General features: G+C 69.1%; 24 protein-coding genes. 21 read left to right on the forward strand and 3 right to left on the reverse strand.

All coding sequences use genetic code 11. The annotated features are described in order from the left end of the window. Window positions 1–618 precede the first annotated feature (618 nt). Together AOK08_RS06530 and AOK08_RS06535 are read left to right on the forward strand one after the other, a co-directional pair. Entirely contained in the window at window positions 619–5514 is a 4896-nt protein-coding gene (locus tag AOK08_RS06530) for an RICIN domain-containing protein (RefSeq protein WP_241826854.1), read from the forward strand. A 34-nt stretch (window positions 5515–5548) separates the two neighbouring features. Beyond that, window positions 5549–5956 (forward strand): hypothetical protein, encoded by a 408-nt coding sequence (locus AOK08_RS06535; protein WP_055524486.1) that lies wholly within the window; start codon window positions 5549–5551, stop codon window positions 5954–5956. Between the two features lie 136 nt (window positions 5957–6092). Here AOK08_RS06535 and AOK08_RS06540 read toward each other — a convergent pair whose 3' ends face one another. Further along, window positions 6093–6866 carry an SLATT domain-containing protein gene (locus tag AOK08_RS06540; protein ID WP_055524487.1) on the reverse strand — a complete coding sequence of 258 codons (774 nt, stop codon included), beginning with the start codon at window positions 6864–6866 and terminating at the stop codon, window positions 6093–6095. A 292-nt stretch (window positions 6867–7158) separates the two neighbouring features. Here AOK08_RS06540 and AOK08_RS06545 point away from each other — a divergent pair, with 292 nt between their 5' ends. The 3 genes from AOK08_RS06545 (at window position 7159) to AOK08_RS06555 (ending at window position 8858) form a co-directional block, all read left to right on the forward strand. After that, complete coding sequence (locus tag AOK08_RS06545) at window positions 7159–7506, forward strand: YbaB/EbfC family nucleoid-associated protein (protein ID WP_055524502.1); 348 nt, start codon at window positions 7159–7161, stop codon at window positions 7504–7506. 97 nt (window positions 7507–7603) lie between these two features. Further along, window positions 7604–8203, forward strand: coding sequence for a recombination mediator RecR (gene recR, locus AOK08_RS06550; RefSeq protein WP_055524488.1), 600 nt, complete (start codon window positions 7604–7606; stop codon window positions 8201–8203). Further along, window positions 8196–8858, forward strand: coding sequence for a DUF5063 domain-containing protein (locus tag AOK08_RS06555; RefSeq protein ID WP_055524489.1), 663 nt, complete (start codon window positions 8196–8198; stop codon window positions 8856–8858). Before recR ends, AOK08_RS06555 begins: the two co-directional genes overlap by 8 nt. 19 nt (window positions 8859–8877) lie before the next feature. Here AOK08_RS06555 and AOK08_RS06560 read toward each other — a convergent pair whose 3' ends face one another. Beyond that, on the reverse strand, window positions 8878–9288 hold the full coding sequence (locus tag AOK08_RS06560) for a hypothetical protein (protein WP_241826855.1): 411 nt from the start codon (window positions 9286–9288) through the stop codon (window positions 8878–8880). 150 nt (window positions 9289–9438) lie between these two features. Here AOK08_RS06560 and AOK08_RS06565 point away from each other — a divergent pair, with 150 nt between their 5' ends. From AOK08_RS06565 to AOK08_RS06600, 8 genes are all read left to right on the forward strand, one after another. Beyond that, window positions 9439–10188, forward strand: coding sequence for a helix-turn-helix domain-containing protein (locus AOK08_RS06565; protein WP_055524503.1), 750 nt, complete (start codon window positions 9439–9441; stop codon window positions 10186–10188). Further along, on the forward strand, window positions 10185–10439 hold the full coding sequence (locus AOK08_RS06570; protein WP_055524491.1) for a DUF397 domain-containing protein: 255 nt from the start codon (window positions 10185–10187) through the stop codon (window positions 10437–10439). The genes AOK08_RS06565 and AOK08_RS06570 overlap by 4 nt, the downstream gene beginning before the upstream one ends. A 317-nt stretch (window positions 10440–10756) precedes the next feature. Beyond that, window positions 10757–11758, forward strand: a complete 1002-nt coding sequence (locus AOK08_RS06575; protein WP_055524492.1) for a hypothetical protein — start codon at window positions 10757–10759, stop codon at window positions 11756–11758. An 11-nt stretch (window positions 11759–11769) separates the two neighbouring features. Continuing rightward, complete coding sequence (locus AOK08_RS06580; protein ID WP_055524504.1) at window positions 11770–12318, forward strand: Uma2 family endonuclease; 549 nt, start codon at window positions 11770–11772, stop codon at window positions 12316–12318. Between the two features lie 211 nt (window positions 12319–12529). After that, entirely contained in the window at window positions 12530–13810 is a 1281-nt protein-coding gene (locus AOK08_RS06585) for an aspartate kinase (RefSeq protein ID WP_055524493.1), read from the forward strand. Next, window positions 13810–14910 (forward strand): aspartate-semialdehyde dehydrogenase, encoded by a 1101-nt coding sequence (locus AOK08_RS06590; protein WP_055524494.1) that lies wholly within the window; start codon window positions 13810–13812, stop codon window positions 14908–14910. Before AOK08_RS06585 ends, AOK08_RS06590 begins: the two co-directional genes overlap by 1 nt. Before the next feature lie 473 nt (window positions 14911–15383). Further along, window positions 15384–16049, forward strand: coding sequence for a SigE family RNA polymerase sigma factor (locus AOK08_RS06595; RefSeq protein ID WP_079053870.1), 666 nt, complete (start codon window positions 15384–15386; stop codon window positions 16047–16049). A 200-nt stretch (window positions 16050–16249) separates the two neighbouring features. Continuing rightward, window positions 16250–17440: a hypothetical protein gene (locus AOK08_RS06600; protein ID WP_241826856.1), complete on the forward strand. Its 1191-nt coding sequence runs from the start codon at window positions 16250–16252 to the stop codon at window positions 17438–17440. Window positions 17441–17498: 58 nt separating this feature from the next. On the opposite strand, the gene AOK08_RS06605 is transcribed toward AOK08_RS06600, so the two are convergent. After that, window positions 17499–18341: an SURF1 family protein gene (locus tag AOK08_RS06605; protein WP_055524496.1), complete on the reverse strand. Its 843-nt coding sequence runs from the start codon at window positions 18339–18341 to the stop codon at window positions 17499–17501. A gap of 143 nt (window positions 18342–18484) precedes the next feature. Between AOK08_RS06605 and AOK08_RS06610 the strand changes: the two genes are divergently transcribed. The 8 genes from AOK08_RS06610 (at window position 18485) to AOK08_RS06640 (ending at window position 26237) form a co-directional block, all read left to right on the forward strand. Then, a complete protein-coding gene (locus AOK08_RS06610; protein ID WP_055524497.1) occupies window positions 18485–20335 on the forward strand; it encodes a S9 family peptidase in 1851 nt (616 codons plus the stop codon). Window positions 20336–20680: 345 nt separating this feature from the next. Beyond that, window positions 20681–22099, forward strand: coding sequence for an AAA family ATPase (locus AOK08_RS06615; RefSeq protein WP_055524498.1), 1419 nt, complete (start codon window positions 20681–20683; stop codon window positions 22097–22099). Further along, the gene (locus tag AOK08_RS06620; protein ID WP_055524499.1) at window positions 22096–22728 is read left to right on the forward strand and encodes a DUF4276 family protein; all 633 of its coding nucleotides are present in this window, start codon (window positions 22096–22098) and stop codon (window positions 22726–22728) included. The genes AOK08_RS06615 and AOK08_RS06620 overlap by 4 nt, the downstream gene beginning before the upstream one ends. Before the next feature lie 387 nt (window positions 22729–23115). Continuing rightward, window positions 23116–23757, forward strand: a complete 642-nt coding sequence (locus tag AOK08_RS06625) for an HAD family hydrolase (RefSeq protein ID WP_055524500.1) — start codon at window positions 23116–23118, stop codon at window positions 23755–23757. Between the two features lie 148 nt (window positions 23758–23905). Beyond that, complete coding sequence (locus tag AOK08_RS06630) at window positions 23906–25150, forward strand: helix-turn-helix domain-containing protein (RefSeq protein WP_079053871.1); 1245 nt, start codon at window positions 23906–23908, stop codon at window positions 25148–25150. A 150-nt stretch (window positions 25151–25300) separates the two neighbouring features. After that, complete coding sequence (locus AOK08_RS45545; protein WP_157876580.1) at window positions 25301–25606, forward strand: hypothetical protein; 306 nt, start codon at window positions 25301–25303, stop codon at window positions 25604–25606. A gap of 2 nt (window positions 25607–25608) precedes the next feature. Next, window positions 25609–25833, forward strand: a complete 225-nt coding sequence (locus tag AOK08_RS06635) for a hypothetical protein (protein ID WP_055524501.1) — start codon at window positions 25609–25611, stop codon at window positions 25831–25833. Continuing rightward, window positions 25830–26237, forward strand: coding sequence for a DUF6415 family natural product biosynthesis protein (locus tag AOK08_RS06640; RefSeq protein ID WP_241826857.1), 408 nt, complete (start codon window positions 25830–25832; stop codon window positions 26235–26237). The genes AOK08_RS06635 and AOK08_RS06640 overlap by 4 nt, the downstream gene beginning before the upstream one ends. The last annotated feature ends 41 nt before the right edge of the window (window positions 26238–26278 follow it).

Genomic DNA, 26278 nt, shown 5'->3' on the forward strand with positions numbered 1-26278 from the left:
CGCCGGGGGCGTGAGGGGGCGGGGCGGTGTGGCTCGTGCTGCTGCCTTCAGCGGGCGACTTCTGGTCAATTTATGGCGGAGATCGCACCCTGTATGCACACTTCCTTCACGCCTTCCACATGCGTAACACCCGGCATGAGCATGGCCTTTGCTTGTGCGGTGTCATGAACGGCCGGGCAAATGGTTTTCCCGCGGCCCGGTCCGCACGCCGAAGTCAGCTCTTCCGTGCCCGGCGGGCGTGTGGCTATGGTTGGCGCCGCGCCGACGCCAGGGACCTTGGTCGCCTTGACCGCTCTGTCGTGACGCGCACACATCATTCGGTGGCTCGGGGGGACTGCGCCGCCACGGGGATTGGTTCGTCATGCCGCGATGCCGGCTCGTTGTGAACATCTAGAACGTCTACTTGACCGCTGCTGACCGCGGCCTCTGTTCCCGCACTGGGACGGCGGACTGACCCGCGCGTGTCCCACCGCCTCTCCGGGCGGTCCTCCCGCACGCCTGCCTCGTGCCCGCCCCGACTCGCTTGCTACGAAGGGTTTGCTTTTGCGCTTCAGATCGGGACTGTTCAACCCCGGATCACGAACGTCCGCCACCTTCACCTCCGCGTTCACCTCCGCCGTGACATCCGTAGCCGCCCTGGCCGTCCTCGTCGGCCTGGCCGTCCAGCCCAGCCTGCTCGGCCGCGACGCCGCGCAGCCCGCCGCCGCTGCGGCCGACTCGTACGACGGCTTCGACATCAAGGCCGCCGAGCAACTGCGCGAGGACCAGTGTGTGGCCGTCGAGGCCCTGCGAAAGGGCGGGGCCAGCATGTTCGCCCTCGCGCAGAACGCCATCGGGCTGCCTGCCGACCAACTCCACCAGAAGCTGCGCCGGGACCCCTTCAGCACCGACACCCCGCTATATCAGGCCGAGGTTTCGGACAGCGCCAGCAGCACGCAGGGGCGCGACAAGGTGTTCGCCGAGGAGTTCGCGCTTACCGGCGCCGTAACGGGCTTGAGTTCTTTCCCAGGCGAACCCGACGACCGGTTCAAGATATTCGAGCAGGCCGGGCTGTACGCGTGGGTGTGGCAGTCATACAACGTCGGGAACGGTCTGTTCTCTCCGTTCTACGAAGCTTCGCCCACTGCCGACGACGAGACGAAGGCCGCCGCGCTCACCATCGGCGATCCGCTGTACACCACCGGGGGCACACCGGAGGAGCAGCAGGCGTGGAAGCTGTGGAAGAAGAACTCGGGAAAGATCGAACCCAATGTGCTGTTCGTTCCCCGGGTGTTCGCCGATGACGCCCGGATCTTCCTGGCCTCGGGCGGCTTCCCCCACACAGCCCCGGACCCGGACACCCCGGAGTTCCGCATCGCGGTCGAGGACCTGAAGGCCCGCTTCGCGTCGTGCTCGTGGCACGCCCCGATCGACCCGAACCGGGTGCTGGGCAAAGAGGTGGCGCAGGCCTCCGCCGAGTGGCAGCAGGAGATCGCCGCACAGGTCACGCAGCGGCAACAGATCCTCGCCGCCTCCCGTGACGCTGCGAACGCGTTGCGGGACGGCTCGTTCGCCCTGGGGCGGATACTCGGCCAGTCATGGCTCGCGGACTTCGCCACCCGCTGGCAGGACTACTGGTCTGCGGGCGGGGTGGGCTGGATCGGCGACAGCTACGTGACGATCGAGGTACCGGGCGCGAGGGGCAACTGCCTGGACGTCCAGGGCAGTGGCCAGACCAACGGCACTCCCGTCCAGATCTACACCTGCAACGGCGCCGGGTCCCAGAAGTGGACGCTTGAGGGCGGAGAGGACAACCTCCATCTCCGTAGTGTCCTCTCGGGGAAGTGCCTGACCGTGGCAGGGAACGCCGCTGCCAACGGTACGAAGATCCAGACATGGGACTGCGACTCGTCCGCCGGGCAGTCGTGGAAGGGTGACGTCCGTGCCGCCGCGCCGCTGAAGAACGTCACCACGGGCAAGTGCCTGGACCTGAGCGCGTTCACCAAGGGCACGGACGCGCGACTGTGGGACTGCAAGGACGTCAGCACGCAGAAGTTCCTCATCAAGCCGTCCGGCCACGAGGGCACTCGCTGGTCCCAGTACCCGGACAAGGCGGAGTTCGACAAGGCGAAGAAGGTCGTCGCCGACGCCCAGGTGGCGGCGAAGAAGCAATTGGCCCTGATCAGGCCGCAGTTGGAGAAGGCCAAGAAGGCGGCTGCCGCCTCCGACGCCGCCGAACAGGCCGCGTACGGCATCGCGGATGCCGCTGGCGCTCCGCGTGGCCGTGGGCTACTGGTCGGTCAGCAGAAGGCACAGGTCACCAAGGCGACGGTGGCGGCGCTGATGGCGACGCTGAAGGCCGGCGAGACCGCCGAGGCCGCGACCAGGGCCGCCGCCGGTGACAGCGCGACGATCACGCAGCGGGCCCAGGCCCAGGCCGCGCAGGTCAGCGCGGAGTTCCGCAAGGAGGCCGCGCACGCGGCCGAGTTGCAGGCGAAGGCCGCGGCGGACGCGGCCAAGCTGCACCGGGACAACGCCAGGAAGGACAAGGAGACGGCGGAGGCGAAGCTCGCCACCGCGCTGAAGGCGGAAGCGGACGCGAAGGCCGCCGCAGCCGACGCGCGCGCCAAGCGGCTCGCGGCCGAGGCCGAGGAGAAGACGGCCAAGGCGGAGAAGGACACCGCCACCGCCAAGCAGATCGAGGCCAACCGGCACAAGCAGACCGCGCAGGCCGAGGCCGCGAACGCGCGGGACGCCAAGGAGAGGGCCGAGGCCGCCGAGGGAACCGCGGTCGCGCGGAAGAACGACGCGGTCAAGGCCCGGGACGAGGCCCGCGATCTGCGCGACGACGCCTGGGACGCCGAGCAGAAGGCGGACGCCTCCCGGGCGAAGGCGGACGCGAAGGAGGCGTTCGCCCAGGCCCACGAGTCCGACAGCAACGCGAGGGAGTCCAGGGCGGCGGCGGACGCGGCCTCCGCGCACGCGGATGACGCCGAGGCGGCGGCCGGCCGTTCCCGGACCGCGGCGGACGCCGCCACCCGGGCGGCAGCCGAGGCGGACGCGGCGGCCACCCGCGCCGAAGCGGCGGCCGGCCGCGCCCGCTCGAACGCGGACGCAGCCCAGGCAGCCAAGCTGAGGGCCGACGCCGCCGTGGCGACCGCGACCAGCGAGGTGGCCGACGCCATCACGGCGTCCGAGCACGCCTCCTCCGAGGCCCAGTCGGCCGTCAGGCTGGCCGACGAGGCGGAGACGCTGGCCAGGACCGCCATGTCTCAGGCCGACGAGGCGAACAAGGAGGCCGCCAAGGCCCTGGCCGCCTCGGCGAAGGCCGCGGGCTTCGCCCATGTCACCGCGCAGGCCGCGGTCGACGCGGGCAACGCCGCCGTCCAGGTCGCCAAGCCGGCCAACGACGCGATCGAACTCGGCTCCCCCTACGTCACCACCGACTCGGCCGCCGACCTGGTCGTGCTGGCCGGACAGTCGGCGAAGTCGATCGCCGAACAGCAGCAGGCCGTCGCCGACGCCCACGCCAAGAACGCGCAGGCGGAGGCAGCGGCCGCCAAGAAACTCGCCGACCAGGCAGCGGGCGACACGAAGGCCGCGTACCAGTACGCGGCCAACGCCGCCGCGCACGCGGCGAACGCCCGCACCTACTCCAAGGACGCCCTCGGCTACGCGGCCGACGCCGCCCAGGCAGCCTCCCGGGCATCGGCGTCCCTGGCCCGCACCATCGAGTACGACCACCAGGCCACCGCCGACGCGACCGCAGCCGACCAGTCAGCAGGCCGCGCCGAGGGCTACGCCAGAGACGCGCGTGCCTCGGCCGACCAGGCGGCCCTCGACGCATCGGCGGCCCGCGACGCCGCAGCCACGGCCGAACAGTCCGCCAAGGACGCCCGAGCAGCCGCCAACCGCGCGGACGCAGCGGCGACCGAGGCGGAACAGGCGGCGAAGGACGCGGACAGGTACGCCAAGGAAGCGCAGGAGATAGCCCGGCGAACAGGGATCAAGAACCGCAACGACCAGATCGAGGCCGGCGCTGCTGGCGTCGGTGGCGTCTTCTTCAAGACGCGGGTCGAACCCGTCGGTGAACCGGAGATCCTGCACAAGGAAAATTGCAACGTCTTCGCCCACATCGGTGACTGCGTCATCACCGCGAACATCACCGCCAAGACCTTCGTCGACATCTACCTGTGTACGGCCAAGGACATCCCGGATGTGCAGTCCGGATGTCCCGCTTCCGAAACCCTGTTCATCGACAGCGTGGGGCTGAAGCCCGAGACCAAAGAGGTCACCTACGCGATCACGCCGCAGGAGTTCAACGACGCTGTCTCCAAGGGATTCGTCAAGGCGCTCACCGAAGACTTCGTCGGCTGCTGGGACAGGATCACCACGGGTAGCGGCGGAACCCTGGGCAACTGCGGATGGGCGCTCTTCGACGTCGCCCTCGTCGTCTTCGGTAACGTCGCCATCAAGGCCATCAAGGACGCCGTGACGGCCCTCGACGCCGCCATGAGAACCGGCATCGCCATCGACGAGGCGTGGAAGGCCCTGCGCGCCGCCGGCGTCTCCGAAGCCGCCGTTGAAGGAATCACCTCAAAGCTCGCACTGACCAAGTGCTTCCCGGCCGGCACCAAGGTCGCGACGGAACACGGTCCCAAATCCATCGAGGACATCAAGGTCGGCGACCGGGTCTGGTCGCAGGACCAGGTGACGGGCAAGAAGTCCCTGCAGCCGGTGTTGAACCTGTTCCACCACACCGTCGACTCCCTGGTCCGGATCAATACCGCCGACGGCCAGGTCGAAGCGACCGACTCGCACCGCTTCTGGGTACGCGAACGGGGCTGGGTCGAGGCCGGCGAACTGCGCGCCGGAGACACCCTTGAGGGGCGGGACGGCGGCTCCGATCAAGTCCTTGGCACCACGGTCGTCAACGGGTCCATCGAGGTCTTCAACTTCGAGGTCGCGCGAAACCACACGTACTACGTGTACGCGGGGTCGACGCCGGTCCTGGTGCACAACGAGTGCCTGCAGGGAATCCTCAACGAACTCGTCAAGGAAGGCGACCACATCGTTCTGGGGATCAACCCTTACTCCGACAGGCTGGCCGAAGAAACCCTGGGCGGTACCCGTGCCCTGAGCGGCCCCGGGGCACGGACGTTCAACAACAGGCTTCTCGGCAAACCGGCCCCCAACGGTGACGGGCGTCCGATCTGGATGGAAGGCGTCGAGAAGACGCTGGACAATGAGTCGGTGAAGTTGAGTGTTTCGCTGGACGGTGTTGCGAACGCGAAGACCCCGGCGGAAGCCCTGGACAAGCTCGTCGAACGTGGGAAGCCATTGGTGAGCGGAGACTGGCAAACGGTGGCCATGCCAGGAAGCAACAACGGCACCGCGTGGGAAATGGCGACGCTGCGTCTCAAAGTGCTCCTTGGACGCCGGGACTTCGAGGCTGTCGACTGGTACTTCACCAAGCCGGGTGACAAGGTGCCGAGCCTCGTCACGGACATGCCGAAGCCGAAATGGGCCCAGTGACCCGAAAGCCCCGAGGACAGGAAGAACACAGAGAATGCCGGATTTCGTAAGAGAAGGGCGTCTGTTCCGGGTAGTCAGCTTCGCGGCGTCGCACCGGCAGCTACTGCTGCGCAGCGAGCCCACTGCGGTCGACAACACGGACACCCGCGTCGAGGTGTACTTCGGGCATGTGGAGCTCATGCTGCTCAAGCCCTTCTACGAGAAGGGGATCCACGTCCGTCGGGCGTCTGAGGCGGAGTTCGCGGTGCTGAAGGAGCGTCATGATCTCGTCGCGGACGATGCCGGCTTCACCTGGATGATCGAGCCGGACGGGGGCAGCTTTGTCATCTCCGGCGAACCCTCGTGGCGCGAGGCGGCCCGCGAGTTCGAGGACCCGTCCCTGTTCGACTTCAGCCAGCCCTGGCCCCCGGACTTCCGCGTGGAGTACGGCAGCGTCGAGTAACACGCTGAGGGCGCCCCCTGCCGCAGGCGGGCGCCCCGAGTGCGAGATATCGAAACCCCGCCAGGACCCGAGCAGGATCCCTGGCGGGGTTTCCCCGACCGGAGCCACCCACCTCACCCCTACCTGCCTACCTACCTCACCGCGCCTCCGGCGGCCTCTGCCGAGGCATGTTCGGGCGGGCCCCCGGTGCGGCGACCCCGAAGCGGCCCTGGTGGATCGTCGCGTCCTGCCTCGGCACCCCCATCCCCGCCGACTGGATACCCAGCGGCGCGGAACCGGTCCGGAACTCCACCATCCAGTCCGCCGTCTCCGCCCGTACCAGCTCCGTCACATCCTCCGAGAAGCGGCGCAGCACCCCCAGGCACCGGTCCGCGGCCTCGCCCGCCGTGCCCTCCGTCGGGCCCAGGACCTCTCGTACGCTCTCCGACGCCCAGTCGAACTGGAGCACCTGGAGCCGCCGCTGCACGGCCTGTGCGGTGGCGACGTCCCTTATCCAGCCCGAGGTGACCCCGAAGAACCGGTCCGCGGCCACGCACGCCACCGCGACCAGCATCGCCAGATACCCCCAGGGCGCGACCCCGCCCATCACCCCGGTGAGATCGAGCAGCGGCAGCGCCGCCCCGGAGATCGCCCCGAGCGCGGCCCCCGTACGCAGTGCCCGCGCCCCCCGCCGCTTCCAGACACGGTCGGCGAGATACCAGGCCACCGTCTCCAGCGCCCCCTGCTCCACCCACCTGTACAGCTCGTCGAGGCGCGGCGCGGGCTCGCCCCAGTCGCCGAGCGGGAAGGGCCGGCCGGTGAGGTCCCCGGGCCGCAGCCCGGTGAAGCCCAGCCCGGCGGGACCTTCGCTCCGCCCGTCGTGCGACGGTCTCTGGGACGGCCCCTCGGGCTGCATCTCCGGCTGGCTCACCCGGCACTCCTTAACTCATCACGATGCGTGACACCGTACGGGCGCCCGCGTGACGTCGGATGCTGTTCTGAAAGCTGTCGCGCCGGCCCCTTCCTACCGCTCAATGGGTGGCGATGACCTGGCTTTCGCTACTTTTCCACTCGGAAGACATCCTTGATCAGGTATAGGCCAGAGGATCGGCTCACTCGAAAGAGTGTCGGAGCGACGGCCCACCCGACCACGTAGGCTCGTGCTGAAGCCGAATTCCGTACGGATGGCTCTGTACGGATGACACGCACAGCGAGGAGTGATCGTGATCCCCGGTGGTGGCCAGCCCAACATGCAGGCGCTGCTCCAGCAGGCCCAGAAGATGCAGCAGGACCTGGCGAACGCGCAGGAGGAACTCGCGCGGACCGAGGTCGACGGGCAGGCGGGCGGCGGTCTGGTCAAGGCGACCGTGACGGGCGCCGGTGAGCTGCGGGCCCTCAAGATCGACCCGAAGGCCGTCGACCCTGAGGACACCGAGACCCTCGCCGACCTGATCGTGGCGGCCGTACAGGCGGCGAACGAGAACGCGCAGCAGCTTCAGCAGCAGAAGCTGGGGCCGCTGGCCCAGGGTCTGGGCGGCGGCGGAAGCGGCATCCCGGGCCTCCCGTTCTGACGTTCGCCCCGCGCGCCCCCCGTCCCGCCTTCCTCAGGCGGGCGGCGGCCAACTACGGTACGTAGGAACGCATCCGACGTTTTGGAAAGGCAGTCCGTTGTACGAAGGCGTGGTTCAGGACCTCATCGACGAACTGGGGCGGCTCCCCGGCGTCGGTCCCAAGAGCGCGCAGCGGATCGCCTTCCACATCCTCCAGGCGGAGCAGACGGACGTACGGCGTCTCGCGCACGCCCTCCTCGAAGTGAAGGCGAAGGTCCGCTTCTGCGCGACCTGCGGGAACGTCGCGCAGGAGGAGCTGTGCAACATCTGCCGCGACCCGCGCCGCGACACCACGGTCATCTGTGTCGTCGAGGAGCCCAAGGACGTCGTGGCGATCGAGCGGACGCGCGAGTTCCGGGGCAAGTACCACGTCCTGGGCGGTGCGATCAGCCCGATCGAGGGGGTGGGTCCGGACGACCTCCGGATAAGGGAACTGCTGGCCCGCCTGGCCGACGGCTCGATCACGGAACTGATCCTGGCCACGGACCCGAACCTGGAGGGCGAGGCCACAGCGACGTACCTCGCCCGCATGATCAAGCCCATGGGCCTCAAGGTCACCCGCCTGGCCAGCGGCCTCCCTGTGGGCGGAGACCTGGAATACGCGGACGAGGTGACCCTCGGTCGCGCCTTCGAGGGGAGACGACTCCTAGATGTCTGACGCCACGCTGCACAACACGACGCAGGACCCGGACGACTTCGCGGTCCAGATCGCCGACCAGGTCGAGAGCTTCCTGGTGGCCGTCACAGAGGTGGCGAAGGGCGACGAGCCGGACTCGGCGGTGCCCTTCCTGCTCCTGGAGGTCTCCCAGCTCCTGCTGGCCGGCGGCCGTCTCGGCGCCCACGAGGACATCCTCCCGGACGAGCGCTACGAGCCTGACATGGGCCCGGAGCCGGACGTGGACGACATCCGCGAGCGGCTGGCGCTGATGCTGGAACCGGTGGACGTCTACTCCGAGGTCTTCGACCCCTACGAGCCCCGCAAGGCCCCGGTCCCGGCCCGTATCTCCGACGACCTCGCCGATGTCATCGCCGACCTCCGCCACGGCATGGCCCACTACCGCGCGGGCCGCACCACGGAAGCCCTGTGGTGGTGGCAGTTCTCCTACTTCTCCAACTGGGGCTCGACCGCGTCCGCGACCCTGCGCGCGCTCCAGTCCGTCGTCGCCCACGTCCGCCTCAACCAGCCCCTCGCGGAACTGGACGGCCTGGACACCGACCAGGAACTCGGCGACGAGACCCTGGCGGAGGAGGCGGGCAGGGTCATGGAGGAGGAGATCGCGGAGCCGCTGGGCCTGCGCAGCACGGTCAAGTAGCCCCCGGGGCCCTCAGCCCCTACAGCCCCATCGACTCCAGCACCGTCCTCAACCGCCCCGCCTCCACGAACGGCGCCGTGGCCGTCGGCTCGCTGTACCACCGCAGCGGCCACGTGTTGCCGTCCAGTGCCGGGATCCCGATGTACGTCACGGAGCGCGACCCCTTCTCGCCGAACCTCTGCACCCCCAACGGCCAGTTGTACTTCCGTACCTCTCCGGGCGCGAGCAGGAAGTACATCCAGCGGAACCCGGTCACCTCGCAGACGACGGGCCCCGCGTCCCCGTCGGCCGCCTCGACCAGCTCGGCGACCGCTTGTTCGCCGCGTACGCCCTGGACGCGGAGCGTGTCGAAGTGGACGCCGGACAGGCGGAGATGGTGGCCGGCGAGGGGGACCCAGTCCGGGCGGTAGTGGGGGATCGCGTTCGTCATGGTCACACGATGGCGCGTATCGGGCTACGCTCGGTAGCGACTGAGGTGATACACACCGGGGTGTATCAGTCGGAGGTGGCCGCTGTGTCAGTCCAGTACAACTCCAACTCGCAGCCGTCGCCGGGCACCTGGCGCTACAGCGGCAACCAGATGAAGCTCTGGCGCACGAAGGCGAACGTCACCCGCGAGGAACTGGGCGCCGCCGCCAACTACTCGCCGGACACCATCAAGTCGATGGAACAGGGCGTACGAATGCCGACGCCGCGTGCGCTCGACGCGGCCGATGAGCTGTGTCGCGCGGACGGCTTGCTGAGCGCGGCAAAGGAGTACGTGAAGAGGGAGCCGTTTCCGGCTCGGGCACAGGACTTCATGCTGTACGAGCAGCAGGCGATCAGTCTGTGGTGGTACGAAGTCGCGCTGATCCCAGGGTTGTTGCAGACGGAGACGTACGCGCGGGCTCTGATCGGCGACCACTGCCCGCCTTTGGACGAGGAGACGGTCGAGGAGCGGGTAGCCGCACGCATGGCTCGTCAGGAACTCCTCGTGAGCAAGCCGCCGGTGGCGCTCAGTTTTGTCGTGTACGAGGCAGCGCTGCGCAGCCCGTACGTGAACAGGGAGCAACTCCAGCACCTTCTCTCGGCTGGGCGCCCGAACAACGTCACCATCCAACTGCTCCCTTTCGAGAGGGCAATCCCCGCAGCCCTGTCGGGGCCGATGGTGCTGTTGGAGACACGTGACCACGAGCGCATGGCCTTCACGGAAGGGCCTTCCCAGAGCCTGCTGACTCCTGACCCGACGGTGGTCAGCCTGCACAGCGAGCGGCTTAGCATGATCCGCGCGGTGGCTCTCAGCCCGGCTGAGTCGGCCCAATTCATCGAGCGGATGGTTGATGAGCTATGAGTGAGCAGCTGACGTGGTTCAAGTCGAGCTACAGCGACTCCGAGGGCGGCAACTGTGTCGAGATAGCCCTCGACTGGTTCAAGTCGAGCTACAGCGACTCGGAAGGCGGCGCCTGCGTCGAAGTCGCCCTCCCCGCCCCCCAGATGACCGTCCACCTCCGCGACTCCAAGAACAACCCCATGGGCCCCGAACTCCGCATAGCCGCCCCCGCTTGGAGGGCCTTCGTTTCCGCAGTTCAGCCCGGAGCTTGAGCCCCGGGCACCGGGCCTCGGGCCCCGAGCCCCTTTCTTTGGTTTTGGGCTTTTTGGGTTCTGGGATGGATGAAATACCAACCCAACCAACCAAGTCTGTACGTGAGTTGAGGAGGAGTAGCCCGAACGGGTGACGTTCCGTGATCGGCTTGCGCCGGAGCGTGAAGTCGACCTAGGTTCGCGGCAAACAAGCAAATAATTCGGCCCCGGCCGGTGTTGGAGCACCAGTGCCAGGGCCTAGTCCTACGCATCGAGGAAGTAGCCCGATGGTGGCTTACGCCAACCCTAGCCCTGCCCTGCCGTCCCCGTCGCACCCCATGGCCAAAACGGGTTACGGAAAACGCGAAACGGGTGACGAAGACCCGCACGCCGACCCGGACTTCGCACATCTGAGCCCTCGCGACCGTGAGATCGCCGTCTTCATCGACCACCTCGAAGACGGCCACGCCATGGGTTACAAGGTGATCGCCGCGCACCACCCCCGCTACGGCCAGCAGGCCGTACGTGTCTCGATGGGCCGCATCACGCTCGCCGGGCACCTGCGCTGGGTCAAGGAGCACATCACCGTCGAGGACAACTCGATGCGGTGGGTCACGCGCACGTACTGGTCGCGTACGCCCAGGTCGGCCGCGTGGTGGGCCGAGTTCGTACGGGCGCGCCGAGGCAAGGACGTGACCGGGCGCTACCAGCCGGGGCTGGCCCGCGTCGAGGACGCCACCAGTGTCGCCCCGGCAGCCGTACGACCGGAGGCGGAGGAACAGCCGGACGAGCAACCGGACGAACAGCCTGCGGAGCAACCGGACGAGCAGCCCAGCGCCGCCTACCAGGCACTCGCCGAACTCCGCGCCACCGACAGGCGTATGCCCCTGTCCGACGGCGACTGCCGCGCCCTGGAATCCCTCGCCACGGAGTGGCTGTCCCGTGGTGCGAGCGCCGACGACATCATCCGAGCCCTGACGGACGGACTCCCGTCCGACGTCACCAACCCGGGCGGATTCGCCCGCAAGCGATTGGAGAGCAAGATGCCGCCGAAGAAGACGAACCCGCGAGAGCAGGCCGGCCGCCGTGCCCGGGTGACCCGCGTGATCAACGTCTGCGGTCTGTGCGACGCGGACGAGCGCACCACGGAGATCGTCAGCGGACTGTGCCGTGAATGCCTGGCGCTGTGCGAGCTGGACGGGCCGGTGAACACACCCGTCCCGGAGACGTTCCTCCCCGGCCCGCGCACCGGCGGCCTGCCGGGCGCCGACGAGGTCATCGACATCACCGACCGCGTCGACGAACTGCGCCGCGCGGGCAGGCTGGGGCGCCACAGGTGAACCGGCCGCAGATGTCCGTCGAGGACTTCGAGGAGCTGGACCGCCATGCCCCGGAAACCGTGCGGCTGGAGTTCGTCAAGGGGAAGGTCCAGGTCAAGCCCGTGCGTGACGGCAACCACAGCGAGATCTACATGTGGCTCCTGGAGCGGTGCATGCAGTTGCGCCCTGACCTCCGGCTCTACCCCGAGCGCGGCCTCAAGACCGAGGCCTACCGCAAGGGGCGGGCCCGCGCGGACGGGATTCTCGTCCCCAAGGGCAGCCTCAAGGGGCGTGGCGAGTGGTCGAACGGAGAGGACGTGCTCATGGCCGTAGAGGTCACGTCGTACGACTCCGACACCCACCAACGCGACCGCGTCGACAAGCCCGACGGCTACGCCGCCGCCGGTATCCCCGTCTACCTCCTCATCGACCGGGACGACGGCTCGGTCGTGGTGTTCAACCAGCCCGAGAACGGCCGCTACCGCCACGAGGAGAAACTGCCCTTCGGTGCCACCGTCAAGCTCCCTGACCCGGTGAGCATCACCCTCGACACCGAACCCCTCAAGGAGTTCGTGGACTGACCTTGAAACTTAATTCACCGTGGATGCGCGTATGTGGTGGTGAAGTGGGCAGATGCCGTCCGGAGCGGCCGAAGATCGCCCCGAGGTTCGCCAGGTGAGCAGGACATCTCACCATGCGATACCCCGTAAGGGGATTTCAGCCGCTCGTTAGACTGAGCCGACCACAGACGGACCGCATACGGGCCGCATACGGACTGAGCGAGGAGCGCACGTGGGCCTTGTCGTGCAGAAGTACGGAGGCTCATCCGTAGCCGATGCCGAGGGCATCAAGCGTGTCGCCAAGCGAATCGTGGAAGCGAAGAAGAACGGCCACCAAGTGGTCGTCGTCGTTTCCGCGATGGGCGACACGACGGACGAGCTGATCGATCTCGCCGAGCAGGTGTCTCCGATGCCTGCCGGGCGTGAGTTCGACATGCTGCTGACCGCGGGAGAGCGGATCTCCATGGCGTTGCTGGCCATGGCGATCAAGAACCTGGGCCACGAGGCCCAGTCGTTCACCGGCAGCCAGGCAGGTGTCATCACCGACTCGGTCCACAACAAAGCGCGGATCATCGATGTCACGCCGGGCCGCATCCGGACCGCGCTGGACGAGGGCAACATCGCCATCGTCGCCGGGTTCCAGGGCGTCAGCCAGGACAAGAAGGACATCACCACGCTGGGGCGGGGTGGGTCCGACACCACCGCCGTCGCGCTGGCCGCCGCCCTGCACGCCGAGGTGTGCGAGATCTACACCGACGTCGACGGTGTGTTCACCGCCGACCCGCGCGTGGTGAAGAAGGCCCGGAAGATCGACTGGATCTCCTCCGAGGACATGCTGGAGCTGGCCGCGTCCGGCTCCAAGGTGCTGCTCCACCGCTGTGTGGAGTACGCCCGTCGTTACGACATCCCGATCCACGTGCGCTCGTCCTTCTCCGGACTGCCGGGCACCTGGGTCAGCAATGAGAAGCCCGAGTCGCAAGGGGACCAGCAGGTGGAGCACGCCATCATCTCCGGAGTCGCCCATGACGTCTCCGAAGCCAAGATCACGGTCGTCGGCGTCCCGGACAAGCCGGGCGAGGCCGCGGTGATCTTCCGCGCGATCGCGGACGCGGAGATCAACATCGACATGATCGTGCAGAACGTGTCGGCCGCGTCGACGGGCCTGACGGACATCTCCTTCACCCTCCCCAAGACCGAGGGCCGCAAGGCCATCGACGCGCTGGAGCGGGCGAAGGGCGGCATCGGCTTCGAGTCGCTGCGCTACGACGACCAGATCGGCAAGATCTCGCTGGTCGGCGCGGGTATGAAGACCAACCCGGGCGTCACCGCGTCCTTCTTCCAGGCGCTGTCCGACGCGGGCGTGAACATCGAGCTGATCTCGACCTCCGAGATCCGCATCTCGGTCGTCACCCGCCAGGACGACGTCCCCGGAGCCGTCCGCGCCGTCCACTCGGCCTTCGGCCTCGACTCCGACAGCGACGAAGCCGTCGTCTACGGGGGCACCGGCCGCTGATGGCCGGGCCTGGAACGCCCACGCCTCGGCCGCCCGTGTCCGGGTCCCGATCCGGACACGGCCGGCCGACGCTCGCAGTCGTCGGAGCGACCGGGGCAGTCGGAGCCGTCATGCTCCGGATCCTGTCCCAGCGCGCCGACGTCTGGGGCGAGATCCGTCTCGTCGCCTCCCCGCGCTCGGCCGGCCGCAAGCTGGCCGTGCGCGGCGAGGAGATCGAGGTGGTGGCGCTGTCGGAGGAGGCCTTCGACGGCGTCGACGTCGCCATGTTCGACGTACCCGACGACATCGCCGAGCAGTGGGCGCCGGTCGCCGCCGCCAAGGGCGTCGTCGTGATCGACAACTCGGGCGCCTTCCGGATGGACCCGGACGTGCCCCTCGTCGTCCCCGAGATCAACCCGCACGCGGTACGGCAGCGCCCTCGCGGCATCATCGCCAACCCGCACTGCACGACCCTGTCGATGATCGTCGCCCTGGGCGCGCTGCACGCCGAGTACGGTCTGCGCGAGCTGGTGGTCTCCACGTACCAGGCGGTGAGCGGGGCGGGGCGCGCGGGCGTGGACACCCTGCGGCGGCAGCTGTCCCTGGTCGCCGGTACGGAACTGGGGACCACGCCCGGAGACGTACGGCGGGCCGTGGGCGACGGGACGGGCCCCTTCCCCGAGCCGGTCGCGCTGAACGTCGTACCGTGGGCCGGTTCGGCGCGGGCGGACGGCTGGTCGTCGGACGAGATGCAACTGCGCGACGAGACCCGCAAGATCCTCGGGCTGGCCAAGCTCCCGGTGGCCGTGACCTGCGTACGCGTACCGGTCGTCACCGCGCACGCGCTGACCGTCCACGCCCGCTTCCAGAGCGAGGTCACCGTCGCCGGTGCCAGGGAGATCATCGCCACCGCACCAGGGGTCGTCCTGTTCGACAACCCCGACGCGGGCGAGTTCCCGACCCCGGCCGACGTGGTCGGCACCGACCCGACCTGGGTCGGCAGGGTCCGGCGGGCGCTGGACGACCCGACCGCGCTGGAACTGTTCGTGTGCGGGGACAACCTCCGCAAGGGCGCCGCGCTCAACACCGCGCAGATCGCCGAGCTGGTCGCGGCCGAATGATCGCGGCTGAATGATCGCGGTCGAATGATCGCGGTCGAGCGGGCCTGAGGCTTCCGGGCGGCCGGTTCCTGACTTTGGCTTGACTTGTACCCCGGCGGTGATCCGGTCCGGCGTCCGGCCATGCCCTGACCTGCGGGTAAACCTTTTCTCCGATCCGTCACGATCCACCGAATCCGTCGGAAATCACTCCCGTAATGGCGGAAAATGTTTGTAGGATCCATGTGAGTTGGGTGAGATCGGTGAGATCGGTGTGAACACGGGATTTTGCTCCCTGCCGTCTGCAACCGTGCGGACGGCGGGGCGCGTCTTTGCGGTCGCCCTTCCGGGGCGTGGGACGCCGTGACCATGCGGGGGACACGCGGTGACCATGGATTTAGGGGAAGAGCGGGACGCATGAGGGTGGCTGTGTCGGATGACGCAAAAGTGATGCCGGATGCGTACAACCCTGCCGGGGGGAGGCGTGTCCAACATGCGTGGCAGAGGTACTGGACTTCAGAGCGGCGACGCGCGGCGCAGCCCTGCGTCCGCCCCGCCGACCCCGCGCGCCCGGTGCGTCCGGCGGCATGCCGGTGATCGCCCCCATGCCCGCAGCGCGGCCGGCCCGCATACCCAACCAGCGTGAGGGCGCCGACGAGAGCGCGGCGGCGGGGACGACGGTCGATCACCTGACCGAGACGTACCGCGCCCACTACCGCTCCCTCCTCGGCCTCGCCGCGCTGCTCCTCGACGACACCGCGTCCTGCGAGGACGTCGTCCAGGAGGCCTTCATCCGGGTCCACTCGGCACGCAAGCGCGTCCGCGAACCGGAGAAGACGCTCGCCTATCTGCGCCAGACGGTGGTGAACCTCTCCCGCTCCGCGCTGCGCCGCCGCATCCTCGGCCTGAAACTCCTGTCCAAGCCGATGCCGGACATGGCGAGCGCGGAGGAGGGGGCGTACGACCTGCTGGAGCGCGACTCGCTCATCAAGGCGATGAAGGGCCTCCAGCGCCGTCAGCGCGAGGTCCTCGTCCTGCGTTACTTCTCGGACATGACCGAGGCCCAGGTCGCCGAGACGCTGGGCATATCGCTCGGCTCGGTGAAGGCGTACGGCTCGCGGGGGATCGCCGCGCTGCGCGTCGCCATGGAGGAACCGGCATGAGTGGCGACCAAGGCCAGGGTCATGGGCGGGACGAGGGGCAGGGCCCGGACAAGGACCAGAGGCAGGGGTCTCAGGGGCAGGGGGCCGATAAGGTACCTCCTGGTAACGGGGCCCGATCCAACGGGGGTTGGCCGGCCGGAGCCCGGGGAACGGGTCGCCACGACCAAGAGCACAAGCAATCGCATGCTGGGAACGGAATTGTGAATCACGGCCTCGACGACGAGAGCCAGAACGGGCCGAACGGGCACAACGGGCTGGACGGGCACGGCGGGCACAACGGGCTGGACGGGCACGGCGGGCTGAACGGGCTGGGCGGGCACGACGGGCTGGACGGGCACGACGGGCTGGGCGGGCTCGGCTCGGACGAGCTGGCGTTGCGCGCGATGCTGCACCAGGCCGTGGGCGGTATCCAGCCGACCGACGCCGCTCTCGACCATCTGCGGCGCGCGGTGCCCGCCCGACGGGCCCGCAAGCGGCACGCGGCCATCGGCATGGCCGCCGCCGCGCTCTTCATCGGCACGGCCGTCCCGGCCCTGGTGCACGTCTCGAACGTCGCCGACTCCAAGACCGACCCCTCTGTCATCGCGGGCCACGGCTCGCCGTCCCAGGAGGGCAAGGACAGCGGCGACGACCCGGACGGCGGTGAGGGCAACGCCGGGAGCGGCGGCTCCGGCACGGTCAAGGACAGGCCGTCGGCCAGCCCCTCCGACGGCAAGGCCGGCCCGGGTGGCAAGAGCGGCGGCGGTGGCGGCGGCAGCGTGACCGGCGGCTCCGGTCCGGCGAACGACGCGGGGATGACGCCCGCCTGCGACGCGGCCCAGTTGGGCTCCGCCACCGGTTCGGTCGGCGCCCCCGACGCGGGCGGCGCGGTCTACGGCACGTTCCGGGTCGTCAACGTCTCCAGCGCGAGCTGTTCGGTCGGCGGCAGCGGCACGGTGTCCTTGCTGGCGCAGGGCGCGGCGGACCAGTCGAAGCTGGCCACGGCCGACCATACCGAGGGGGACGCGGCGGCCGGTCTGCCCGCTCCGTCGGCCTCGGTCAGCGGACTCGTGCTGGCGCCGGGGGCGGCGTACACGGTGAAGTTCGCCTGGGTGCCCGCGGAGACGTGCCCCACGGTCGGCACGCCCACCGACGGCGGCGCCACGGGCGGCCCCACGGAGTCGCCGACGCCCACCCCGAGCGACACTCCCGGCCCGCCCGCCGCCACCAGCTCCACCGGCGGCGACACGGGCGCCGCGCCCCAGCTCGTCACGGAGGACGGCGCGACGGCCGACGGCAGCGTGGCGGTGTCCTACACGGCGGAGGCCGGCTCCCCCACGGTGACGGCGACGGTGCCGAACGCGTGCGCGGGCACGGTGTACAGGACCGGGGTCCTGGCGGAGACCTCGTAATACCGGATACCGGCGGTACTGAGCAGTACTCGCACTCGTACTCGTACTCGGCCGACGGTCAGGCGGTGGCACCTTCGCGCGCGGATGTCTCGGAGGATGTCTCGGCGGATGTCTCGGTGGACGTCCCGGAGGATGTCTCGACGGGCGGCGTGAGCCCGAGTTCCGCGTCCCGCGCGAACTCCGCCTCGCGGCGCACCAGCCGGAACCACATGAAGACGACGAAGCCCGCGAAGACGAACCACTCACCGGTGTAGCCGAGGTTCTGGAACGCCCTCAGGTCGAGCCCGGTGTCCGAGGGCGCGGTCGCCGGTACGGCCTTCATGCCCGAGTCGCCCTTGTCGAGGGTGACCCAGGCGTCGTACAGGTCGTACGGCACGAGGTTCACCAGCGAGGCCGCGCTGATCGCGCCGGTCTGCCCGGCCGGGAGCCCGCCCTCCGCGCTCACCCCGTTGTCCCCGGGCGTCTCGGACGCCTGGAGCGCACCGGTGACGGTGACCTCGCCGGTGGGCGGGGCGGGAGCCTTGGCGGCGTCGGCGGCACCGGGCAGCCAGCCGCGTACGACGGGCAGCGCCTTGCCGCCGTCGGTCCGCAGCAACGTCAGTACGTAGAAACCGCTGCGGTCGCCGAGCTGCCGCCCCGGAACGAGGAGCTGACGGCCATACCGTCCGCTGACGGTGACACGGTCCCCGGAGGTCTTCTTGTCGACCGGCAGCAGTTCGGGGAGCGGCCGGGCGGCCTGCTCCTTCTCGGCGGAGACCTCCTCGGTGGCGGTCCGGTGGTCCTTCACCCGGTCCTCGAACCGGCTGAGCTGCCACGACCCCATGAACACGCAGAAGGGGATGGCTAGCAGCACGAAGACGTTGATCCCCCACCAACGGGGCGTCAGCAGAAACCGGTACACGCTGTCAAAGGTACGGTGCGGCTGCGGGCGCCGGGTTCGCGGGGTGGGAGTTGTCCACAGGCCGGGACGTCCCTTGGTCAGGGTTGTCCACAGGCTGGGGACCTCGGCGGCGGAATGTCGTGGCGGGCGGGCAGTATGGAGTCATGACTGAGAGCAACGGGTCCACGCCGAAGACGAGTACGCCCGACACGGCCACGCGGGCCGCAGCGATGCCGGACTGGGAGAAGCGGTTCCGGGCCCCGCGCGTCTCCCTGCCCGACTGGGCGGAGGACGCGCCGGACAGGTCCCTGTTCGTGTCCAACGCCACGGGGACGTACGAGCTGTACGCCTGGGACCGCGCCACGGGCGAGCAGCGCCAGGTGACGAACCGGCCGAACGGCACGACCGACGGTGTGCTGTCGCCCGACGGCGAGTGGATCTGGTGGTTCGACGACAAGGACGGCGACGAGTACGGCGTATGGCGCCGCCAGCCGTTCGCGGGCGGCGCGGAGGGGTCCGAGGACGAGTTCGCGACGCCCGGCCTGGAGGCCTCGTACCCGGCGGGCCTGGCGCTGGGCAGGGACGGCCGTACGGCGGTGGTCGGCCGCTCGACGGACGAGGACGGCACGACGATCCACCTGGCGGTGGCGGGCACGTCCCCGGTGGTGATCTACCGGCACCGCGAGTCGGCGGGCGTCGGCGACCTCTCGCACGACGGCTCGCTGATCGCGATCGAGCACACGGAACACGGCGACGCGATGCACTCGGCGCTGCGCGTCCTGCGCCCGGACGGTACGACGGTCGCCGAGCTCGACGACACCAAGGGCGGCGCGGAGGAGCTGGGCCTTGAGGTGCTGGGCTTCCCGCCCGTGGAGGGGGACGCGAGGCTGCTCGTCGGGCATCAGCGCCGGGGCCGCTGGGAGCCGCTGGTGTGGGACGTCCTGAGCGGGGAGGAGACGGACCTGGGCCTCGACCTGCCGGGCGACGTGAGCGCGGAGTGGTACCCGGACGGCTCGGGCCTCCTGATCGCGCACAGCTTCGAGGCGCGCAGCGAACTGTTCCGGTACGACCTGACGGCCCGCGAGCTGGTGAAGGTGGAGACGCCCCCGGGCACGGTCTCCGGGGCGACGGCCCGCCCCGACGGCAGCGTGGAGTACCTGTGGTCGTCGTCGGAGCAGCCGTCGTCGGTGCGCTCGACGACGGGCGCGGTGGTCCTGGACCCGCCGGGGCTGAAGTCGCCGGGTTCGGTGCCGGTGGAGGACGTGTGGGTGGAGGGCCCGGGTGGCCGCATCCACGCCCTGATCCAGCGGCCGAAGGGTGTGGAAGGCCCGCTCCCGACGGTCTTCGACATCCACGGCGGGCCCACCTGGCACGACAGCGACTCCTTCGCGGCGGGCCCGGCGGCCTGGGTCGACCACGGGTACGCGGTGGTGCGGGTCAACTACCGGGGCTCCACCGGGTACGGGCGCGAGTGGACGGACGCCCTCAAGCACCGGGTCGGCCTGATCGAGCTGGAGGACATCGCGGCGGTGCGGGAATGGGCGGTGACCTCGGGCCTCGCGGACCCCGACCGCCTGATCCTGACCGGCGGCTCCTGGGGCGGCTACCTCACGCTCCTCGGCCTGGGCGTCCAGCCCGACGCGTGGGCACTGGGCCTGGCGGCGGTGCCGGTCGCGGACTACGTCACGGCGTACCACGACGAGATGGAAGCCCTGAAGGCGATGGACCGCACGCTGCTGGGCGGCACACCGGAGGAGGTCCCGGAACGCTTCGAGGCGTCGTCCCCGCTGACGTACGTCGACGCGGTGAAGGCCCCGGTGTACATCTCGGCCGGCGTGAACGACCCACGCTGCCCGATCCGCCAGATCGACAACTACGTCAAGCGCCTGGAGGCGAGGGGCGCGGTCCACGAGGTGTACCGCTACGACGCGGGGCACGGGTCACTGGTCGTGGACGAGCGGATCAAGCAGGTCAGGCTTGAACTGGAGTTCGTGGAGCGGCACTTGGGGGCGTGAGCTGACGGGGTTCTGGGTGTCCAGTCGAGCAGGCAGAACGGGGTTCCTCAGCACCTCCCGGCGCTTTGGCCGCTTCGTTCTCTCCCGCTCGGCTGGTTCCTTCGATCGCCGCCGTTCACGCGAGAACACGCATCGTCGCCTTACGCGTAGACGCGGTGCGCCGCCCCCACTTCCTCGATCTCACCGGGCGATCGAGGCGGCGAGTCGGGGACCGGCATACCTGGGGAGGACGAAGCGGCAGGGCCGTGGTCAAGCACGACGAGGGGCCATCGACGCGTACTCGAGATGACGACCGTCCTCACCAGTAGGCTTGGTAGATCCACCCGGCGAACTTCCGGAGACCGCATGCTGACCCGCATCGAAGTCAACGGGTTCAAGAACCTCCTGGACCTGTCCATCGACTTCGGCCCCTTCACCTGCATCGCGGGGGAGAACGGCACCGGCAAGTCGAACGTTTTCGACGCCGTCCAGTTCCTTTCCCTGCTCGCCGACCAGTCGATGATGGAAGCGGCCCAAGAGGTCCGAGGCGTACACGGTGAACGTCAGGGTGACCCTCGTGACCTCTTCTGGAAGGGCTTCGAGCCTGGCAGTCACCGGATGCGGTTCGCCGCCGAGATGATCGTTCCGCTCCACACACAGGACGACTTCGGCCGGGCCGCGAAGGCCACGACCACCTTTCTGCGGTACGAGTTGGAGGTCGGCTACCAGGAGCCGTCCGGCCTGGATCGTTTCGGCCGTCTCACCCTCCTCCACGAGACGTTGGGCCATATCACCAAGGGCAAGGCTCCCCAGCACCTTCGCTTCCCTCACAGTGCGAAGTATTTCCGTGACACCGTCATCCAGGGCCACCGCAGCGGTGCCCCCTTCATCTCGACGACCACCGAATCCGGCGAGTCGATCGTGAAGATCCACCAGGATGGCGGCAGCCGGGGTCAGCCCAAGCCGGCCGCGGCATCCCGAGCACCCGCGACCGTCGTCTCCACCATCACCAGCAGTGACGACCCGACCATCCTCGCGGCTCGCCGTGAGATGCAGTCCTGGCGGCGGCTCGCTCTCGAGCCGTCGGCTTTGCGCAGGTCCGACCGATACGTAGACCCGCAAACCATGGGCGCCGACGGCTCCCACCTGCCCGCGTCGCTCTTCCGCGTGGCCCACGACACTCTCGGAGCGGATCCCAGCCAGGTTTACGCCCGGGTCGCGGGGCGCCTCTCGGACCTGACCGGTATCCATGTCCGCGACCTGGATGTCGATCAGGACGAGGTCCGACAGCTCCTCACTGTCAACGTGCGCGAGGTGGCCGGCATGACGCTGCCCGCGCGCAGTCTTTCCGAAGGCACCCTGCGCTTCCTGGCCCTTTGCGTCCTGCTCGAAGACCCGTCCGTGCGCGGTCTGATCTGCATGGAGGAACCCGAGAACGGCATCCACCCGGCGAACCTCAGGGCCATGGTCGCCCTTGTTCAGGACCTCGCCGTCGATCCGTCGGAGGCGCCCACCACGGATAATCCGTTCCGGCAAGTGCTGATCAACACGCATTCGCCCGGGGTGGTGCAACTCGTCGGCAATGAGGATCTCCTGTTCGCCGACACCGCGATGCACAAGGCCGAGAACGGCACTCTGAACCGCGCACTGCGCCTGCGTCCGCTCGCCGGGACCTGGCGAGCGGCGAAGGCCGAGAGAGGCGCCTTCGTGACGAAGGCCGACATCCTGCCGTACCTCACCACACCAGTCGGAGCACAGCTCACACTGACCGGGGGGGCCGTGTGACCACTCGTGTGCTGTTCATCGGCGAGGGCAGCAGCGACAACGGCCTCGTACCGCATGTCGAAGCCATTGGCGTTCGCAAGGGACTCGACGTCTCGGTCACCGTCCCCGACTTCGGCCTGCTTCGGCTGCCGACCGGCCATTCCGTACCGGACAAACTGCGGGAGGCCCGGGCCCTCGGCGGCGGCTACGACTTGGTGGTGGTGCAACGGGATGCCGACCGGGGCCCTGCCCAGGACCGCAAGGACGAGATCGAGAGAGCGGTGGGCACCGAGTGGCCCGGACTCCGGCACGTCGCCGTGGTACCTGTCCGCATGCTGGAAGCCTGGCTGCTTCTCGACGAAGCGTGTCTGCGCCAAGTAGCCGAAAACCCGCGAGGACGTGTCGGCCTTGATCTCCCCAAGGGCGTTGCGGCGGAGAGGATCGCCGATCCAAAACAGCTCCTCAAGGACTCGCTCGCGAGGGCAAGCGAGTACAAGGGTCGCCGCCTCTCCCAGTTTCAGACGCGTTTCCCGCAACACCGGCTGCGGATGCTGGAACTCCTGGATCCGCAGGGTCCGGTGTCCTGTCTTCCGTCGTGGCAGGATTTCGTCAAGGACCTGGACAAGGCATTCGAGGCACTCAGCGGGTGACCCATCCAAGCGCGCGCGGCTCTGTCACCGCCCGACCGTCATGCCTTTTTGAAGCGGTAGTTGTACGCGGAGGCGGTGGGCGTCTTGCCCCTTCAGAGGGGCGGGTTGGGAAGACGCAGGCAGACGAAGTCCGCTTCGGTCGGCGGGCCGAACGCGGCGACTACTCCTGACCCGCGGCTGACGAGGGGCGGGGCCCCGGCCGCCGACCTGGTTGTCGTGGCCGGGGCGCCGCACATGCTCATGCCGGGGCCGGCTCCAACTCTGATGGAGCGGGCCCCGGTTCGGTGCGTCAGGACTCGAAGCGGTTTTCACGCACACCGGTGATGAAATGCGGGTGTCAGTCATGGCTGATCCCTTCTCTGCGGCCATGTGTTCTAGCCTCGCAGGGTGACTGAGACCGTCGTGCTGGACATCGGAGAGACGATCACCCGGGACGATCGCTACTGGGCTTCCTGGGCCGATTGGCTGGCCGTCCCCCGGCACACCCTCGCCGCGCTCGTCGGCGCGGTCGTGGCCCAGGGCCGCGACAACGCCGACGCCCTTCGTCTCGTCCGGCCGGGCATCGACGTTGGCGCCGAGTACCGGGCACGCGAAGCTGCCGGTCGCGGGGAGCAGCTCGATGAGAGCGACCTCTACGGTGACGTACGGTCTGCTCTGTCCGGACTGCGGAAGCTCGGGGTGCGCGTCATCATCGCGGGCAACCAGACAGCTCGTGCAGGTGAGTTGCTGCGCGGCCTGGATCTCCCGGCGGACCTGATCGTGACGTCGGGGGAGTGGGGCGTCGCGAAGCCGCAGCCGGCTTTCTTCGAGCGTGTTCTGGACGTGGCCCAGGCGGCACCGGGCGAGACCGTGTACGTGGGCGACCATCCCGCCAACGACGTCTTCCCGGCGAAGGCGGCCGGGCTGCGTGTCGCTCACCTTCGACGTGGCCCGTGGGGACATCTGTGGGCGGACGACCCGGATGTCGTGGCGGCGGCGGATTGGCGGATCGACAGCCTCAGTCAGCTCACGGAGATCGTCGGCGACTGACAGTGAATCGGCCCCATCGGCCAGGAAGAGTGGGGCAGTTCGCGTCTTCGCTGCGTCTCGATCCCAGCCAATGCATCGGCAACAGAGTGAAACCCCGGGGTATGGCGCGGGGTACCGTTTTGTTGCCGACGCAGAACGGAGTCGCATCATGCCGGAAGGTACTGACAACCACATCGGGGCGCGCGTTCGGATCGCACGCAACGCGGCTGGTCTGACTCAACAGGAACTGGCCGATTTCCTCGACCGCACCGAGTCCTGGATGGCCAACGTCGAGACGGGCAGGATGCCTCTCGACCGGCACTCGCTGATCACTGCCATCGCCGACCGTTGCGATGTGGACGTGGTGTGGCTGCTGGGACAGCCCTACCGCCTTCAGCGCGATGCCGGCACTCTCGCCCACGCCCACGTACCGGCCCTGCGAACGGGGCTGCGCCGTGCGGGGTTGATCCTGTCCGGTCATCCTGGGCTCGCACCGCAGAGTGTGGCGGTCGATGCCCGCACGATGAGGGCGAACTCCCAGCGGGCCAACCGGGCACGGCAGTCCGCGAATCTGCCGAAGGTGGCCACGCTGCTGCCCGCGATGATCGAGGACCTGAACACGGCGATCCTCGTCAGTGAGGGAACTGCTCGCGATGAGGTGCTGCGGTACATGGTCGACGCGGCTCGCACCGCGCGCATGTGCCTCAACCAGCTCGGTTACGCGGATCTGGCGTGGTCGGCCGCCGAAGTCGCAGCCGGAGCGGCGATGCAGTTGGGCGACCCACTGGTGAAGGCACGGGTTGCCTGGGACCGGTGCGGTGCCCTGCTGCACCAGGCCTCCCTCCTGGAGACGGTGGCCGTCGCGGAGGCCGCACTGCGGGACCTTGAGCCGCTGACCACAGCACGTGACGGGAGCCCGGAAGCGCTGTCGATGCGCGGGGCGCTGCATCTGCGGTGCGCGGTGGCCCATGCCCGGGGCACCCGGGGACGGGACGCCTGGGCCCGGATCGACGCGGCTCTTGAGGACGCCGACCGTCTGGGACCGGAGTTCTACGACCTGGACGCACAGACGGTGTTCGGACGCGGCACCGTGGCGGTGCACGCCGCCGAGGTCGGCGTGGAGATCGGCGAGCCGGACACGGGGCTGTCGAGGGTCGACAACGTGTCGGTCGGCGATGTCCCGAGCAAGGAACGACAGACCCACTACAAGATCGACAGGGCGCGTTCGCTGCGGCGCATGAACCGGCTGCCGTCCGCTGTCGTGGCGCTCAAGGAGGCCGCCTCCTCGGCTCCGTACTACGTGCACGCGGACCCGATGGCGCGGGCCTTGGTGGAGGACCTGGCCCGGGTCGGAGTGCCCTCCCAGGCGGGGGCGCTGTCCTCCTTGATCCGCAACATGGAACTCGTCCACTGACGGCCGGGAATCAGTCCCCCGGTGAACGCCCCCTAGAAAACCTAGGGGGCGTACCTCTTTGCGCGGGGCATCGTGAAGGTCACCAACAGTGAACGACTGATCACCGTGAGGGATCTCATGTGTCTGCCGCCCGTCCGACAATCCGCAGGCATGCCCAGCTTCCGACGACTGCTTGATCGGGTGAGAACACTCCTGCTCGGGCTGCCCGAACCCTGCTGCCCCACACCTGAGGGGAACCAGACAAGCGGCTCGACCACGATCGCGCACAACCCGTCGCCCGAGATGTGGGGCGCCATCCTCATCCACGCCCGACGTCGCAGGGTTCAGCGCCAAGGGTTGGTGCCGACGCCCACTCGGTTCATCGAGCCGGGCCCGGCCATGCCGGTGCGCGCCTACGCCTATCCGCCGAACGGGCAGGCGCGAGTGCTGGCCTTGTCGGCGCGGGAGGCCCGGTGAGCATGACCGTGTACAGGCTGAAACTCGGCGACACCGTCGAGGACACCGGCACCAGGAGGATCGGCAAGGCCATGGGCTTCGAGGGGCCGTACGTCCAGGTGCGGCCGGTCGGTGGCGGCCGGGAGTGGGACGCGCGGGTGGACGACCTCCGGCCGGTCACCGATGCCGACGCGTTGCGTTCGGCCGTCGCGGTGGCCAACGCCCGTTCACGGGGAGAGTGGTTGTGACGGCGAACACCGCGCTGCCTCTCGACATCGAGACCATGCGCGCCAGCGCACGCCGCCTGCTCGCGCCCGCCGACGCCGTAGTGCCCTCCATGCAGGAACTGGAGACGCTGACGCTCCTGCTGAAGGGGCACATGGCGCTCATCATCCCCGAACTGGGGCGGGCCGCCTCATCACGGTGCGGCGACGACACCCTCAAGCGCGCGGACGCCCGGGTGTCCATCTCCGAGACGTGCAGGAAGCTGCGGATCGAGCCGAGCCCCGCCCTGAGCGCACAACTCGGGTACGCGCGCAGGCTGTCCCGTTGCCTGAACGTGCTGTGCGATCACTACGAGGAGCTGTGCGGCGCCGTGAGGCCGCGCGGGGAGCGGCACGCACCATCCGTCAGCAACGGGGGTGGTGGGTAGCGCGGGCGAGGAACCTACACCCCCGCCCGATCCCCCCGCCG

Origin of the sequence: Streptomyces graminilatus (genome assembly GCF_001418565.1) — a bacterium.
Classification (GTDB): domain Bacteria; phylum Actinomycetota; class Actinomycetes; order Streptomycetales; family Streptomycetaceae; genus Streptomyces; species Streptomyces graminilatus.

What these genes read in the sequence shown, in the direction of transcription:
- AOK08_RS06535 (WP_055524486.1), top strand. Translation starts at nt 5,549, where the DNA reads ATGCCGGATTTCGTAAGAGAAGGGCGTCTGTTCCGGGTAGTCAGCTTC.
- AOK08_RS06555 (WP_055524489.1), top strand. Translation starts at nt 8,196, where the DNA reads ATGTCTGACGCCACGCTGCACAACACGACGCAGGACCCGGACGACTTC.
- AOK08_RS06560 (WP_241826855.1), bottom strand. Translation starts at nt 9,288, where the DNA reads ATGACGAACGCGATCCCCCACTACCGCCCGGACTGGGTCCCCCTCGCC.
- AOK08_RS06565 (WP_055524503.1), top strand. Translation starts at nt 9,439, where the DNA reads ATGAAGCTCTGGCGCACGAAGGCGAACGTCACCCGCGAGGAACTGGGC.
- AOK08_RS06570 (WP_055524491.1), top strand. Translation starts at nt 10,185, where the DNA reads ATGAGTGAGCAGCTGACGTGGTTCAAGTCGAGCTACAGCGACTCCGAG.
- AOK08_RS06575 (WP_055524492.1), top strand. Translation starts at nt 10,757, where the DNA reads ATGGCCAAAACGGGTTACGGAAAACGCGAAACGGGTGACGAAGACCCG.
- AOK08_RS06580 (WP_055524504.1), top strand. Translation starts at nt 11,770, where the DNA reads ATGTCCGTCGAGGACTTCGAGGAGCTGGACCGCCATGCCCCGGAAACC.
- AOK08_RS06590 (WP_055524494.1), top strand. Translation starts at nt 13,810, where the DNA reads ATGGCCGGGCCTGGAACGCCCACGCCTCGGCCGCCCGTGTCCGGGTCC.
- AOK08_RS06610 (WP_055524497.1), top strand. Translation starts at nt 18,485, where the DNA reads ATGACTGAGAGCAACGGGTCCACGCCGAAGACGAGTACGCCCGACACG.
- AOK08_RS06615 (WP_055524498.1), top strand. Translation starts at nt 20,681, where the DNA reads ATGCTGACCCGCATCGAAGTCAACGGGTTCAAGAACCTCCTGGACCTG.
- AOK08_RS06630 (WP_079053871.1), top strand. Translation starts at nt 23,906, where the DNA reads ATGCCGGAAGGTACTGACAACCACATCGGGGCGCGCGTTCGGATCGCA.
- AOK08_RS45545 (WP_157876580.1), top strand. Translation starts at nt 25,301, where the DNA reads ATGCCCAGCTTCCGACGACTGCTTGATCGGGTGAGAACACTCCTGCTC.
- AOK08_RS06635 (WP_055524501.1), top strand. Translation starts at nt 25,609, where the DNA reads ATGACCGTGTACAGGCTGAAACTCGGCGACACCGTCGAGGACACCGGC.